The sequence below is a fragment of the Enterobacter sp. JJBC genome (genome assembly GCF_036936505.1).
GTDB lineage: Bacteria > Pseudomonadota > Gammaproteobacteria > Enterobacterales > Enterobacteriaceae > Enterobacter > Enterobacter hormaechei_C.
Map to the genome: position 1 here is coordinate 3,643,292 of NZ_CP136935.1, position 14,060 is coordinate 3,657,351.

At 56.8% G+C, this 14,060-nt stretch carries 10 protein-coding genes; 9 read left to right on the plus strand and 1 reads right to left on the minus strand.

Annotation, left to right across the window (positions count from 1 at the left end):
* Positions 1-241: 241 nt before the first annotated feature.
* Genes RY075_RS17535 through RY075_RS17570 form a run of 8 tightly spaced genes read left to right on the plus strand, consistent with a single transcriptional unit; the run spans position 242 to position 12,077 of the window.
* The gene (locus tag RY075_RS17535) at positions 242-2,056 is read left to right on the plus strand and encodes a cellulose synthase catalytic subunit (RefSeq protein ID WP_023323634.1); all 1,815 of its coding nucleotides are present in this window, start codon (positions 242-244) and stop codon (positions 2,054-2,056) included.
* Positions 2,053-3,384 carry a DUF3131 domain-containing protein gene (locus tag RY075_RS17540; protein WP_003862249.1) on the plus strand — a complete coding sequence of 444 codons (1,332 nt, stop codon included), beginning with the start codon at positions 2,053-2,055 and terminating at the stop codon, positions 3,382-3,384. The genes RY075_RS17535 and RY075_RS17540 overlap by 4 nt, the downstream gene beginning before the upstream one ends.
* The gene (locus RY075_RS17545; protein ID WP_023323635.1) at positions 3,381-4,928 is read left to right on the plus strand and encodes a DUF3131 domain-containing protein; all 1,548 of its coding nucleotides are present in this window, start codon (positions 3,381-3,383) and stop codon (positions 4,926-4,928) included. The genes RY075_RS17540 and RY075_RS17545 overlap by 4 nt, the downstream gene beginning before the upstream one ends.
* On the plus strand, positions 4,913-6,307 hold the full coding sequence (locus RY075_RS17550) for a DUF3131 domain-containing protein (protein WP_048209491.1): 1,395 nt from the start codon (positions 4,913-4,915) through the stop codon (positions 6,305-6,307). Before RY075_RS17545 ends, RY075_RS17550 begins: the two co-directional genes overlap by 16 nt.
* Complete coding sequence (locus RY075_RS17555; RefSeq protein WP_003862244.1) at positions 6,304-6,738, plus strand: globin; 435 nt, start codon at positions 6,304-6,306, stop codon at positions 6,736-6,738. The genes RY075_RS17550 and RY075_RS17555 overlap by 4 nt, the downstream gene beginning before the upstream one ends.
* 2 nt (positions 6,739-6,740) lie before the next feature.
* Positions 6,741-9,449 carry a response regulator gene (locus RY075_RS17560; RefSeq protein WP_338627867.1) on the plus strand — a complete coding sequence of 903 codons (2,709 nt, stop codon included), beginning with the start codon at positions 6,741-6,743 and terminating at the stop codon, positions 9,447-9,449.
* Positions 9,418-11,616: a sugar-binding domain-containing protein gene (locus tag RY075_RS17565; protein ID WP_302378307.1), complete on the plus strand. Its 2,199-nt coding sequence runs from the start codon at positions 9,418-9,420 to the stop codon at positions 11,614-11,616. Before RY075_RS17560 ends, RY075_RS17565 begins: the two co-directional genes overlap by 32 nt.
* A gap of 35 nt (positions 11,617-11,651) precedes the next feature.
* A complete protein-coding gene (locus tag RY075_RS17570; protein WP_050583628.1) occupies positions 11,652-12,077 on the plus strand; it encodes a hypothetical protein in 426 nt (141 codons plus the stop codon).
* 39 nt (positions 12,078-12,116) lie between these two features.
* Here RY075_RS17570 and RY075_RS17575 read toward each other — a convergent pair whose 3' ends face one another.
* Positions 12,117-12,839 (minus strand): SDR family oxidoreductase, encoded by a 723-nt coding sequence (locus tag RY075_RS17575; protein ID WP_023323640.1) that lies wholly within the window; start codon positions 12,837-12,839, stop codon positions 12,117-12,119.
* Positions 12,840-12,937: 98 nt separating this feature from the next.
* Between RY075_RS17575 and RY075_RS17580 the strand changes: the two genes are divergently transcribed.
* Positions 12,938-13,855 carry a LysR family transcriptional regulator gene (locus tag RY075_RS17580; protein WP_023323641.1) on the plus strand — a complete coding sequence of 306 codons (918 nt, stop codon included), beginning with the start codon at positions 12,938-12,940 and terminating at the stop codon, positions 13,853-13,855.
* Positions 13,856-14,060: the final 205 nt, after the last annotated feature.

The following is a 14,060-nucleotide window of genomic DNA, read 5'->3' on the forward strand; positions in this document are numbered from 1 at the left end:
ATTTAGATAGCGTAAACAAAAGCATCTGGCAATTTTTGATAACGCTTCAAATATTATTAAGCGTAGTTAACAGTTATTTTAGCGCGTGTAAACAATCGAGTTTTAACCTCTCTGGAATTATTCCCTCCGCCATCTACACTTACTTTACTTTTTGTTTACGGACGTTATTTTCCGTTTTGCGCTCCCTGTCAGTAACGGGTCTGTAATTAATAACTATCGTGGAAACAGGATATCCTTCTCTATGGATTTTTATTTTACCCGTTTTGAACATCGCCAGCCGCCTGAACCGCTTAAGACACCGCGATGGGTCATGTTAACATGGCAGGTATTGGCGGTTGCCTCGCTGATTTTAGGCGCTAATTATATTTACTGGCGCTGGACAGCTTCCTTAAATACCGACGCGCTGTGGTATGCCATTCCATTAGTGCTGGCTGAAACCCTGGCCTGGATCGGCACAGTGCTATTCACCATAAACCTGTGGAAAGAAGACGATCCGCCGCAAAATCCGCCCCCGATTGAGATCAATGATTGCCTGCGCTCCGAAGACGCGGAAGCCTCAAGACCCATCAAGGTCGATCTTTTTATCGCAACCTATTCAGAAGATGTTGAGCTGGTCAGGCTTTCAATTCGGGACGCCATGAAGATGGATTACCCCGGCCCGCTGGACTACAAGGTGCACGTGCTCGATGATGGCCGGCGTCCGGAGATGAAAGCCGTCTGCGATCAGGAAGGCGCAAACTACATCTCCCGCCAGACCAATATTGGCTTTAAGGCCGGTAACTTGCGAAACGGACTTGAGCAAACCGACGGTGATTTCCTTATCATTTGCGATGCCGATACCCGGGTCTTCCCCACTCTGCTCAGCCACACGCTGGGCTACTTTCGTGACCCTGACGTGGCCTGGGTTCAGACACCGCAGTGGTTCTTCGACCTGCCGGAGGGGGAAAACCTCGCGCGCTGGCTTGGGCGAAAAGCAGGCAAAACGGGATACGGGCTAGGATGGCTCGCCCAGAAGTTCATCGGGCCAGTAACCATCGGCCGCGATCCCTTTTTTAACGATCCGCGCATGTTTTATGACGTCATTCTGCGACGGCGAAACTGGGCCAACGCCGCCTTCTGCTGCGGTGCGGCCTCTGTACACAGGCGCGAAGCGGTAATGCAGGCAGCGCTGCGCAGCTACGTCTGGACGATAGAAGAAGAGATCGATCGCCACACGCGGGACATTCGCGATCCCGTCATGCGTGAAACCCTTCAGGACGCCATGCGTCCCCACGTGGCCTTCGACACGGAACTCACGCCCTATAAATTTCACGTTTCAGAAGATATTTATACCTCCATCCTGCTCCACGGCGATGCCGCCCGCCGCTGGCGCTCGGTAATGCACCCGCGGATCGAATCGAAAATGCTCTCACCGCAGGATATGCTGACGTGGATGATCCAGCGCTTCAAATATGCCGCGGGTTCACTGGATATTCTGTTCCATGACAATATTTTCAGCCGCCGCCGTTTTAAGCTCTCTTTGCCGCAAACGCTGATGTACGCCACCACCTTCTGGTCCTATCTGGCCTGCGTGTGGAACACTGTTTTCCTGATATCGCCCATTGTTTACCTGTTTACCGGCATTCCGCCTGTATCAGCCTGGTCTGAACCCTTTTATCTTCATTTTTTGCCCTTTTTTATTGTTTCGGAGCTGGCGTTTATGTTCGGCACCTGGGGAATATCAGCCTGGGATGGCAGAGCATCGTATCTCTCATTCTTCTCCATGAATTTGCGCGCGCTCAACACAGTCCTGCGCGGAGAGCAGATCAAATTCCACGTTACCCCCAAAGAGAGGCAGACGGGACGGTTTCTATACCTGGTGAAACCGCAAATCGCCATCGTCGTGCTCACGCTGGCGGGGCTGATTTGGGGCGGTATTCAGGTTGCACGTGGGCAGGTTGACGATCCGTCCGGCTACGTTATCAATATCTTCTGGGGTGCAGTCAACATTGCCGCCATGCTGCCGCTGATCTTCGCCGCCATGTGGACCCCGGCTGAAGAAGAGGTGAGCGAATGAGAAAACGCGACGCACTTTTGTCAGCCCGCAGCTACCTCACCATTCTGCTCGGCTTTCTGCTGGGATTCGCTATTGTCGTCTGGGTTGAAAAACAGATGCCGACACGCGTTGAGAGCAGCGCAGGGATATCGCTGAGTAACGATTTCCCACCCTTGCCCGCTCCGCGTGAACTGACATTCGAAGAAGCCATCTGGGCGCGGGTGGCCTGGCAATATTATGTGAACAACACGCAGCCGAATGGCCTGGCCAACGCGCACGACGGCGAACCCTGGCTCAGCCTGTGGAGCACCGGCAGCTATCTTTTTGCGGTTGCAGCCGCCAGGCAGCTCAACGTTCTTACTTCCGAGGAGTTTGATGAACGCATCGCGGCCGCACTGGCGGCCCTCGCAAGCCTTCCACTCAATCCTCAGGGGCTGCCCGCCGCCTATTACCATGCCGACACACTTGAGACCCTGGGCAAACCGGACGCCTCGGCTATCGGCATGGGCCGCCTGCTTAACGCCCTGCAAACGCTGCTGTGGCGTTATCCTCAGCACGCTGGCGCCGTACGCAATCTGCTCGATCGCTGGAAGATGGGCGCCCTGATTGCCAATAACACCACCAGCCAGGCCGCGGTCCCGCTCCACCATTGGGCGCTGGCGACGGACGAGCCGAGAAACAGCTTCGGCTATCGTCTTTATGCAAGCCATACGCTTCGGCTGATCGACAGCGCGGCGGGACTGGCAGTGACGAATCCACCAGAAGGGCAGCAGATGATCGACATCGACGGAATAATGGTGCCCGACGAGGGGCTGCGTACGCCGTGGGGTCGCCAACCTTCGCTTATCAGCCTTCCCTATTTATTAACGGGGCTTGAGCTGGGTTTTGATGCGCAGAGCGCAGAAATCACATGGCGCATAATGCAGATCCAACAGCGTCGACATAGCCTTCGGGTCCGCAAGCCGCCGATCAGCACCGATTACGCCGAGCCCGCGCCGGATTACGTCAACGATCTGCCCAATCGCCAGCCGCTGCAAAATAGCGCTCTGCTTGACGCCACGCCGGAGCAAACGGCGATGACTTCGACCCGCACCGCCTTTGCCTGGTACGCCCTGTTCCGCAACGGCTGGAGCGAAGCACTGCGCCAGCAGGTGCAAAAGCTACAGGTACCAGGCAAGGGCTGGCAGCGCGGGCTTAACCTCAACAGCAGCGTGAACGAGATCGTTGATGCCGATACCAATGCGGTCGTCCTCGAAAGCCTGGCGTACATTGCCCACGGTCAGATGCTTTGTCTGGCCTGCCCTGGCCCCGCCACTCCCCAAACCTCTTCAGCAGGAGCGAAGCCATGAAGCTGAAATCAATACTCTTTTTTCCTCTTCTGGCCGGGCTTGTGGCGTGCTGGCTCTCACTCTCTGCGGCACAGGCAGCGGCTGGACTTCCCGCTTCTGATTACCCACCGCGTAGCGGCGAACTCACGCCTCGCGAGATGACTATTGCCAAAAACGCCTGGCAATATTTCGTTGCTAACTATCAGCCCACAACCGGCCTGGTAAATGCCGTTAATAAATACCCCTCAACCACCATGTGGGACAGCGCCTCTTATATGGCCGCGATGACGGCCGCAAGGGAGCTGGGGATTATTGATAAAGCTGAGTTCGATCGCAGAATGCTGAAATTACTCGCTACCCTGAACAAACTGGATTTATTCCGCAACGAACTGCCCAATAAAGCCTATAACACCATCACAGGTCAGAAGGTTAACTATCAGAACAAACCTGGCGAGATTGGCTTCTCGGCGCTGGACATCGGCAGGATGTTGATCTGGCTGAAGGTCATTAAGGAGCGCTATCCGGAATACGGCAACAGCATTGATAACGTGCTGCTGGGATGGAACTTCACCAACGTCATCAACCCCTGTGGAATGATGTACGGAGCCTACCTGGAAAATGGCCAGCCAAAGTACGTGCAGGAGGGGCGGCTGGGCTACGAAGAGTATGGTGCAGCGGGCTTTGCGCTGTGGGGCTTTGGCACCTGTCAGGCCAGCCAGCCTCAGCCCTACGAGCTGGCGGAGATCTACTGCGTAATGGTGCCTTATGACTCGCGCGATCCGCGCCTTACCAGCCAGCATAATTACGTCGTAACCGAATCCTATGTGCTTTACGGCCTCGAATTTGGTTTCGACAAACCGACGGACAGGGAAAACAGCCCGCGTGACTACACCCATCCGTGGATGAAAAACTTCGCCGACAGGGTTTACCAGGCTCAGGAGAATCGCTACGCCATCACCGGTATTTTATCTGCTCGCTCTGAGCATCAACTCGATCAGTCACCCTACTTCGTCTACGACACCGTCTTTAGCGACGGCTTCAACTGGAACACCATCACCGATAAAGGCGTGTACGTTCCCAATACGGCCGCCGTCTCTCTGAAAGCGGCGCTCGGGATGTGGGTTCTCTGGAATTCGCCTTATACCGACCGCCTGCTGGACGCCATTGAAAACGCCAACGAGGCGGGCAAAGGCTACTATGAAGGGCTGTACGAAAACGGCGACGGCCCCATCAAAGAATTCACGGCCAATAACAACGGCATCATGCTTGAAGCATTGCTGTTCAAAAAAGAGGGCAAGCTGTTGCAGTTCAACAGCGATAATCCCAAAGATCCCCACTTTGCCCCTTCCCTGTGGGAAAAAAAGCTGGTGGATCTCTTTGAGCCTAATAATGCCTCGCGCAACCGTCCATTCCTGAACAGTACGCCCGCAGTGAAGACATGGTGTGAACAAACCGGGACCACTCTGCGCACCAAACCCGCTTGCCAGGCCTGTCAATGTGCTACCTGTAATACGGACGAGCCTGTGAAACTGCCGCCGGTGACCGCACAATGCTTAAGACCTTAGCCCGCTGGCTGGCTGCCGCCGTCCTCATTCTTATTATCGCCTTCGCCCTGTTCAGCTGCGAAAGCGCAGGGTGGCGCTGGCTGACCAAAGGCGGCTGGCACACCACCGCTCGCATCAGTAGCCTGACCCCACAGGAGCGGGAGTGGGCGGGTATCGCCTGGCGCTATTTTGAGAATAACACACAGCCTCAGACAGGGCTGGTCAACGGTAGCGATAAACAGCCACGCGTTACGCTGTGGCAAATGGGCGATACGCTTATCGCCCTGCTGGCAGCCCGCGAGCTGGGTCTGATCCAGGCGGCCGAGTTTGATGCACGGCTGACGCGCCTGCTCGGAACACTCAATCGCCTGACGCTGACCGAAACCCGCACGCCAGGCAGACTCTATTCCAGCCGTACGGCCACGCCCATCGATTTCACAGGAAAACCGGCGCAGCGCGGATGGTCGGCGAAAGATATGGCGCGGCTGATGCTGGCCCTGCGTCTCACTGCCGAGCGAGCACCTGAGTACCGCGAATATCTGGAAAAAATCATCCTGCGCTGGAATTTTTGTCCGGTGATGGATAAAGACGGGGAGCTGTGGTCTGCGTCCGAGCAGAACGAACAGCTGTTGGTACGCGACGAACTGCGGCTGGGTGAAAGCGAATATGCCGCCAGCGCGTTTCGGCTGTGGGGATTCCCGGCGGGCAAGGCATTTTCCCCGCCTTCCCAGAACGTCATCATGTACCAGCGCAGCCTCGCCGTTGACGCGCGCGATCCAAGAACAACCTGGCAGCCATCGCTGCTCTCCACCCTCCCCGCGATGCTCCCGGGTCTGGAGTTTGGCTGGCAGGCCCCCGGAGTGGCCGTCGATATTCAAAAAAGGCTGCGCGCCCGGGCCGAAGGAGTATGGCTCAGCCAAAAAACGCGCTGGGAGCACGACGGCATACTCACCGCACGCGCCGATTTTTACCTCTCTCAGGCGCCATGGCACGTCGAGGACACCGTCTGGGGGAATGGTTACGCCTGGAATACGTTGGGCGATGACGGTAAAAGCTATCCCCGGCTGGCACAGGTGACCACCAAAGCGGTCTTCATGCTCTGGACGCTGTGGGAAAACGAATATACCGATGCCCTGATGGCTATAACCCGACACCTGAATAACCCGCAACAGGGCTGGTTTGAGGGCCGCGTTGAGGCCACCGGCGATATCAACCCGACGCTAACCCTCTCGACGAACGCCATGGTGCTGGAAGCGCTGCTGTACAAACACAACGCCGGACCGCTGTTTGAAAACGGCCTTGTGAAGAATGATGGCTATTTTGCCCGCCGCACGTCGGATCCTTTCAATCCGCCCGGCCTCTGCCTGCCCGGCGAACGTGCCTTGAGGGCCGCACCATGAAATTTTATCGCGATCTCTTTGACGCCAGCCTGAACCGCGTCCTGCCGGAGAATGATAAACGGCACTTTTTTGAAACGTTCTGGGAAACGTTTATCCATATGTCACCGGAGACAGAACAGCACTTTGCCCGGGACCAGGGCGGAGATGGCCAGCAGACGATCTTCAAGAGCTTTTTCGCCATGCTTGCCGTTGACGGTGCGCTGTTTGTACCCGATTTTCTGGAACGCCTGGCGCGGGAGCAGAGTGATGAAGGACTAGGCCTGCCACCGCGATTTTTCGGCCTCTGGCGGGAGGCAATGCTCAGGACCGTGCGCGCCTGCGATCCACTTTGCGATGAAGAGATCCTCACAGCCTGGGCGATGGCAATTGCCCCCGGGCTGGAGTATCTGCGCCGCCAGGCGGAGCTGCACTATAAGGCCAGAGGTGAGTAACCATGCGAGCCACATCCCGTTTCGATCTCAACGCGCTGCCTGTGGGGGTGATGATTTACGATCCCGCCGAGCATCTGCTGGCCTGGAATGACCAGATATCGCGCTTTTACCCGGTGATCGCCCCCTGGCTGATCGCCGGCGCTTCCCTCGAGAGCCTGGCGGAGAAATTTATTGATGCGGGTTATAACATCGACTCCACCCGCCGCCGGACCCTGCGTGAAGCGATCGTTCGCAACTGCCGTCAGTCAAGCCATCGAGAGGTGCGGCAGTCGGGAAACCGGCGGCTCTACGTGCAGCATCAGCGTCTCGCCGATGGCGGCATTCTCAGCCTGCATACCGATATTACCGAGCTTGACGACGCCCAGCGCTCGCGCCAGCAGCTGCACGATGATTTTTTACTGACCGCAGAGTCCATTCAGATCGGCATCTGGAACTGGCAGGTCTCTCACGACAGCCTGGAGGTGAACGATACGTTGCTGGCGATGGTGGGTCAGTCACGTACGCAGCTGCACTACCCGCTGCGCTTTTTACTGAATCTGGTCCATGAAGAGGATCGTGCCGTCCTGCGCAACGCGATGATCGCCTCCAGGCAGGAGCACATGCCGGTGTTTGAAAGTGAGATTCGCGTGCAACACGCGACGCAGGGCTGGCGCTGGATGCTGGTTTCGGGACAGGTGGTCACCCTCAGTATGCAGCAGCAGGCCGAACGGGTGATCGGCACCCTACAGGACATCACCCGCCGCAAGGAGGCCGAGTTGTTAGCCATTGAAGCGGCGAAAGTGGCCCGGGAGGCCAACGAGGCGAAGAGTGCATTTCTCGCCAACATGAGCCACGAAATTCGCACCCCGATGAACGGCATTCTGGGCATGACTCAGCTCTGCCTCGATACACAGCTCACCCCCGAACAGCGTGAATATCTTTCTCTGGTGATGAGTTCAGCGCAGTCACTACTGCATATCATCAATGACATTCTCGATTTCTCACGCATTGAGTCAGGGAAGATGACCGTCGATACAGAGCCGCTGGAAATCCGCCCCTTTGTGCAGTCGCTCATCCGCCCGCATATGCCCTCCGCCAGCGAAAAAGGCATTGAACTGCTGGTGGATATCGCTCCGGGGGTGCCGGAAGTGCTCATCGTTGATGGTCCCCGACTACGTCAAATTCTGACTAATCTCCTGGGCAACGCGCTGAAGTTCACCCATCACGGTGAGGTTATGCTGGCAATAGAGCCTACAGAAAGTGAAGGGCACTGGCGTTTTCGCATACGCGACAGCGGCATTGGCATCCCGATGGAGAAACAAAAAGCCATTTTCGAGGCGTTCAGCCAGGCCGATAGCTCTACCACCCGCCGCTACGGCGGTACTGGCCTCGGGCTGACCATTTCTGCCCGCCTGGTAAGTCTGATGGGCGGAGAGCTAACGGTTCAGAGCGAGCCGGGTGAAGGCAGCGAATTTGCTTTTACGTTGCCACTGGAAGGTCAGTTGGCTGTCTCAGCAACCGATGCTCCTGTAGCACGCTTTAACGGCGAATCGGTACTGGTGGTAGACGACAACAGTACCAACCTGCGGCTGCTGGACACCATGCTTCGCCAGATGGGTCTGACACCGACCTGTGTTAACAACGCCGGGGAAGCGTTAAGCCTGACCGCAAAAAGGGGATACTGGCCGCTGATCCTGCTGGATGCCCAGATGCCGGATATGGACGGTGTATCGCTGGCCATTGAGCTCTCTGTTATGCCGCAGGCCGAGCAAAGCCACATCATTATGCTCAGTTCCATGAGCCGCCATTTCGATGCCAATATGCTCAAGCGCATCGGGGTTGCCCACTATTTGCATAAGCCGGTTGCCCAACGTGAACTCTATCAAACCATAGCCAGCGTCCTGGCACCCGCTCCCCTTGCCTCTCCCACGGCTGTGCCCGCTTCTGCGCCCGTTACTGCGCCCGTTACTGCGCAGGCCAGTCTGCGAATCCTGCTGGCCGAGGACAACCTGGTGAATCAGAAAGTCGCCAGACGCCTGCTGGAGCAGCTCGGCCACCGTTGCGAAGTGGTATCCAATGGCCGGGAGGCCCTCGAACGCTGGCGTGAACAGTCCTGGGATTTGATGTTGGTTGACTTGCAAATGCAAGAAATGGACGGTGAAACGGCCATTCGCCTGCTTCGTGAGGAGACACTAACGCGGGGGCGTAGCCACCAGCCCGCCATCGCGATGACCGCCCATGCCATGCAGGGTGACAAGGCGCGCTGTCTGGCAATGGGCTTCGACGGCTATATTGCCAAGCCGGTAAGTCAGGAGGCGCTCAGGGAGGAGATAGCCCATGTTCTCGCCGGAGAAGATAAGGGTCTGCCGGATGAGGCACAGCTGTTAAAACAGTGCGCGGACGATCCTGAACTGGTTAATGAATTGCTGGCGCTGTTCGGCAACGGTCTTGACGAGGCGGTGGCAGCCATGGCGCTGAACATTGCGCATAATGACCGCGATGCCCTGCGGCGGGCCGCTCATAAGCTTCGCGGCGAAGCCGTCACCCTCGGTTTCATTCGTCTTTCAGAAGTGCTCCAGCAATTGGAGAGTCAGGCGGTCTCGCTGAACCAGACGGGGCTGAGCGTTTTACATGGCGAGCTTATCGAGGAGGCCAGACGCTCTGCGGCCTGGCTGCGCCGCAGAGCACAGGAGGTTAAAGATGATCAGGCTTCTTCTGCTGCTGGCAATTAGCCCTCTGCTGGCCCAGGCCAGCCAGCCCGTCACCTGGTCACTGGCCGGAATGTGGCGCGTGCATGACGCCAACCTCAGCACCTTTGATGGCGCCAGCGCGCCTGACCGCGACTGGCGATCGATTGCGGTTCCGGCCAACTGGTACAGCGCCGGATACGATCATCAGGGTGCCCTCTGGTATCGGCACGAATTTACCCTGCCCAGGCGCGCGCCCGATACCATGGCCACCCTGGTCTTTGATGGCGTGGACTATTTTGCCGACGTCACGCTCAACGGCAGGCATCTTGCCCATCACGAGGGGTATTTTCAGCGCTTCTCGGTAGACATAAGCGATGCTTTGCAGCGACACAATAAGCTCGCCGTGCGGGTGGACAGTCCCTGGGAAGATCCGAAAACAATCTGGCCGCTGCATAAAACGATGGTTAAAGGCGTACTTAACCAGCACGATACCCGCCCTGGCGGGGCCTGGTCAGAGGACGGCCAGGATGCCAACTCCGGGGGGATCTGGTCGCCGGTAAAGCTACATTTGAGCCGCGGAGTGACCATCGACGAGGTAATACTGCGTCCGGACTGGCGTGAAGGGCTGAGCAAACCAGCGCTGCACGCCGAGATCCGCTACCGGGCGTTGTCTGCCGGTGACGTAACTTTGCGCCTGTCGGCCACGCCAGACAATTTTACGGGCCCGCCTGTAAAGCAGAAATTCCCTGTAAACCTTGCGAGAACGGACGGAAAGCCGCAATCGCTTCGCGTCACGCTGCCAATGCAAGGCGCCAGGCTCTGGTGGCCAGTGGGCTATGGCAGGCCAAACCTGTACCGAGTGCGCGCAACCCTGACGGATAAGCAAGGAGTGATGGATACCGCAGTTGCCCGTACCGGGTTACGCAAGATAGTGAAGCAGCCTGACAACAAGGGCTGGCTCTTTAATGACAAACGCCTGTTTATCAAAGGGAGTAATTACATCGGCTCCCCGTGGCTTAGCACCATGACACGCAAAAAATATCGCCGCGATTTCAGGCTGGTGCAGGCAATGAACGCCAACGCGATACGCGTTCACTCGCATGTGGCAGGCCGGGCACTTTACGATGTGGCTGACGAAATGGGGCTGATGATCTGGCAGGATGTCCCCCTGCAATGGGGTTACAATAACAGCGACGCCTTCGCGGATAATGCCGCGCGACAGACCCGCGAGATGGTTGAACAGTTTGGTAATTCCCCGGCCATTATCGTCTGGGGCGGTCATAACGAGCCGCCATGGAATTCACCGTGGATGGAAAAACGCTTTCCCGACTGGAATAAAAACCTGAACCAGACGCTGACGAAACGCGTCGGAGACGCGCTTTCGCAAGATACCTCGCGCATAGTGCATCGTTTTTCTGCGGTGGAAGAACACTACTGGGCCGGATGGTACTTTGGCACCATGCGCGATCTTCTTGGCCCCGCCAAAACCGCGATCATCACGGAGTTTGGCGCTCAGGCGCTACCGCGACTCTCAACCCTGAAAACCATCATTCCCGCCCGCCTGATGTGGCCGAAAAGCACCTCCGCCGACGATCCCGGCTGGACGCACTGGAAATACCATAACTTCCAGCCCTTCCAGACCTTTAAATTTGCCAATATTCCGCGGGGCAATACCATTCAGGAGATGATTGCCAACACCCAGCGTTACCAGGCAGAGCTGGTGGCAATGGCGGCAGAGAGCTATCGTCGGCAGCGCTACCAGCCGGTAACTGCCCTCTTCCACTTTATGTTTGTAGAAACCTGGCCCTCCATCAACTGGGGCGTCGTGGATTATCTGCGTAAGCCGAAAGCGGGCTACTACGCCCTGCAAAAAGCCTATCAGCCCATTCTGCCGTCGATTGAACCCGTGACGGCGGTGTGGCGTCAGGGAAGCGAAGCAACGGTTCGCCTGTGGGCGATCAATGACACCTGGTCCGCCTGTGAGGCGTGTCGTCTGAAGTGGCAGGTGAAGCAAAATGGTCGGGTGCTGGCTAAAGGCAATACAAGCCTCACGCTTCCCCCCGATTCGGGCAGCAGGATCAAGGACATCACCGTCACACCGACCACCAGGCATAACGTTACCATTGAGTATGAGATTTCGGATCGCGCCGGTAACACCGTGGGTTCCAACCAGCGCAATGAGAGAGTGGAAAGCCCTCCTGAGCAATGAATGCTGGCTACCCAACGATGCTATTGATACCCGGCATGTCAGCCTTTCAGCGTGTTAACGAACCAGCATCTGGCCTGGCCGGGCGGATGTTCTTCCAGGTGCACTGCCCGCATGGAAAAACCGGTCCCGACGTCGGGCTGCATCTGCACGTTCAGCGTAACCCGTTTTCCCGCTGCGAAAGCTTCCTCGACCATTGGCAGCGGCATATAACCCCCCCGTCCGTGGAGCTGGCGCCTCAGTTCAACATTCGCGTCACCTCGCTTCAGCCGGGTGCCGTTGAAAGTGAATTATTCGAGCATATCAGTGACAAAAATTATCGTGCACCGATGGAACAGTTGAAGGAGAAGATGACGTTCCTGAAAGCCGATGATGTCGCCGACTCGATTCCTTACGTGTTGCAGGCACCGGAACATGTGAACGTGGCAGAGCTGTTTATTATGCCGCCCGAACAGCCGTGGTAAGAGAGTGAAGCGGTTCAGGCTGATGCCTGACCCGCTACGTTAGTTTGCGGAGGCCGTAGGTCTGATGGTGATTTCGGTGGTATCGACACTCTCAGGCGCCTCGATGATGTGGCGCACGGCGCGAGCGATATCAGCTGGTTTGAGAGCAATAGCCCGGTACGCATCCATCACCGCCATGGTTTCTTTGTGCGTAATGGTCGAGGCCAGTTCGCTTTCCACCACTCCGGGGTTGACGCAGGTCACGCGGATGTTTGAACTTTCCTGACGCAAACCATCGGAAATGGCCCGGACCGCAAATTTGGTCGCGCAATAGACGGCGGCCATGGGCACGACGGACAAGGCACCGATCGAGCCAATATTAATGATCTGCCCCGAGTTCTGGGCTTCCATAATCGGCAGAACCGCGCCAATTCCCCACAGTACCCCCTTAATATTCACGTCAATGGTGCGTTCCCACTCATCCTGCTTGCCAGCCGAAAGCGGAGACAGAGGCATAATGCCCGCATTGTTAATAAGAACGTCAATGCGGCCCCACTTTTCCCGTGCTGCCTCAACGAAGGCGGCCATAGACTGGCGGCTGGTAACGTCTAATACCTGAGCCTCTGCCTCTCCTCCTGCGCTGCGGATTTCATCAGCCAGGGCGTGGATGCGCTCCAGCCTGCGTGCCCCCAGGAAAACTTTTGCGCCTGCCTTTCCCAGCTCTCTGGCAATACCTTCTCCAATACCGCTGGAGGCACCGGTAATTAAGATCACTTTGTTCATGTTTTGCTCCTTCAGTTGAGTTCAAAGCAATCATAGAGTCTCAACATTGTTTCTTGTATCCTGCCTTTACTGGACTCACTGGTTAGCAATGTTAAACAATGAAAATTGATCTTAATTTGTTACCGCTTTTTCTGGCGGTCGCCGAGGAGCGCAGCTTCAGCGCGGCCGCCGGGCGGCTGGGCATCACCCGTTCCGCTGTCAGCCAGGGGATAAGACGTCTCGAAGATGGGTTTCAGACCCTGCTGGTGATGCGCACCACGCGCTCGGTAAGGCTCACCGAAGCGGGTGAACGGTTGCATAAATCGTTGCTGGGGCCCATCGCCAACATTGAGGCGGCCTTTGACGATGTCACCTCGGACAGCATGCCGCGCGGACAGCTCAGGATCGCTGTCACCTCAATAGCGGAAGCGTTTCTTTCTGGCCCACTGCTCGCCTCGTTTGCGGCAGCGCATCCTGCGGTATCGCTTGATGTCTTCGTGTCAGATGAGGAATTCGATATCGTGGCAGCGGGCTATGACGCTGGGGTGAGACTGGGCGAAGTTATCGAAAAAGACATGATCGCGATTCCCCTTACGGGCCAGCAGCGTGAACGGGTGGTGGCTTCACCTTCCTATCTGGCGACACACAGCGCACCGGCGCATCCCCGTGAGCTGGTCGCTCATCGGTGTATCGGCTGGCGCCCTTCCCCGGACGTTGCCCCCTATCGCTGGGAGTTTGAGGAAGCAGGCGTCCCTTTCGATGTGGCAATTGAACCACAAATCACCACTAACGATCTGCGTCTTATGCTCAGCCTCGCGCTGGCCGGCGGTGGTATAACCTTTGCCACCGAGGACACCTTCACACCGTACATTGAATCAGGACAGCTGGTTTCCTTACTGGATGCGTTTCTTCCATCTTTTCCTGGTTTTTATCTCTATTTTCCCCAGCGCCACAATATGGCCCCCAAGCTCAGAGCCCTGATCGAGCACATCCGCCAGTGGCGACAGCTCCCCGCCACGCAACCCACACAGCGTTGAATGGTTCCAACCCTGAATGCAGATTTTCCTCAATCTGCTGCGTCCCTTTGATGAGCATCAACGACAGCACATCATTACCATGGAAAATGACAACGGACACGATGGGCAGGACTTCACACAAGGATGGAACCTTAAAAATGTACAGACCAATAGTTGTTATCCTCTTTATTCTTTTGACATTAGCCGCCCTCGTGGAAATCGGCTT

What these genes read in the sequence shown, in the direction of transcription:
- RY075_RS17535 (WP_023323634.1), top strand. Translation starts at nt 242, where the DNA reads ATGGATTTTTATTTTACCCGTTTTGAACATCGCCAGCCGCCTGAACCG.
- RY075_RS17540 (WP_003862249.1), top strand. Translation starts at nt 2,053, where the DNA reads ATGAGAAAACGCGACGCACTTTTGTCAGCCCGCAGCTACCTCACCATT.
- RY075_RS17545 (WP_023323635.1), top strand. Translation starts at nt 3,381, where the DNA reads ATGAAGCTGAAATCAATACTCTTTTTTCCTCTTCTGGCCGGGCTTGTG.
- RY075_RS17550 (WP_048209491.1), top strand. Translation starts at nt 4,913, where the DNA reads ATGCTTAAGACCTTAGCCCGCTGGCTGGCTGCCGCCGTCCTCATTCTT.
- RY075_RS17555 (WP_003862244.1), top strand. Translation starts at nt 6,304, where the DNA reads ATGAAATTTTATCGCGATCTCTTTGACGCCAGCCTGAACCGCGTCCTG.
- RY075_RS17560 (WP_338627867.1), top strand. Translation starts at nt 6,741, where the DNA reads ATGCGAGCCACATCCCGTTTCGATCTCAACGCGCTGCCTGTGGGGGTG.
- RY075_RS17565 (WP_302378307.1), top strand. Translation starts at nt 9,418, where the DNA reads ATGATCAGGCTTCTTCTGCTGCTGGCAATTAGCCCTCTGCTGGCCCAG.
- RY075_RS17570 (WP_050583628.1), top strand. Translation starts at nt 11,652, where the DNA reads ATGTCAGCCTTTCAGCGTGTTAACGAACCAGCATCTGGCCTGGCCGGG.
- RY075_RS17575 (WP_023323640.1), bottom strand. Translation starts at nt 12,839, where the DNA reads ATGAACAAAGTGATCTTAATTACCGGTGCCTCCAGCGGTATTGGAGAA.
- RY075_RS17580 (WP_023323641.1), top strand. Translation starts at nt 12,938, where the DNA reads ATGAAAATTGATCTTAATTTGTTACCGCTTTTTCTGGCGGTCGCCGAG.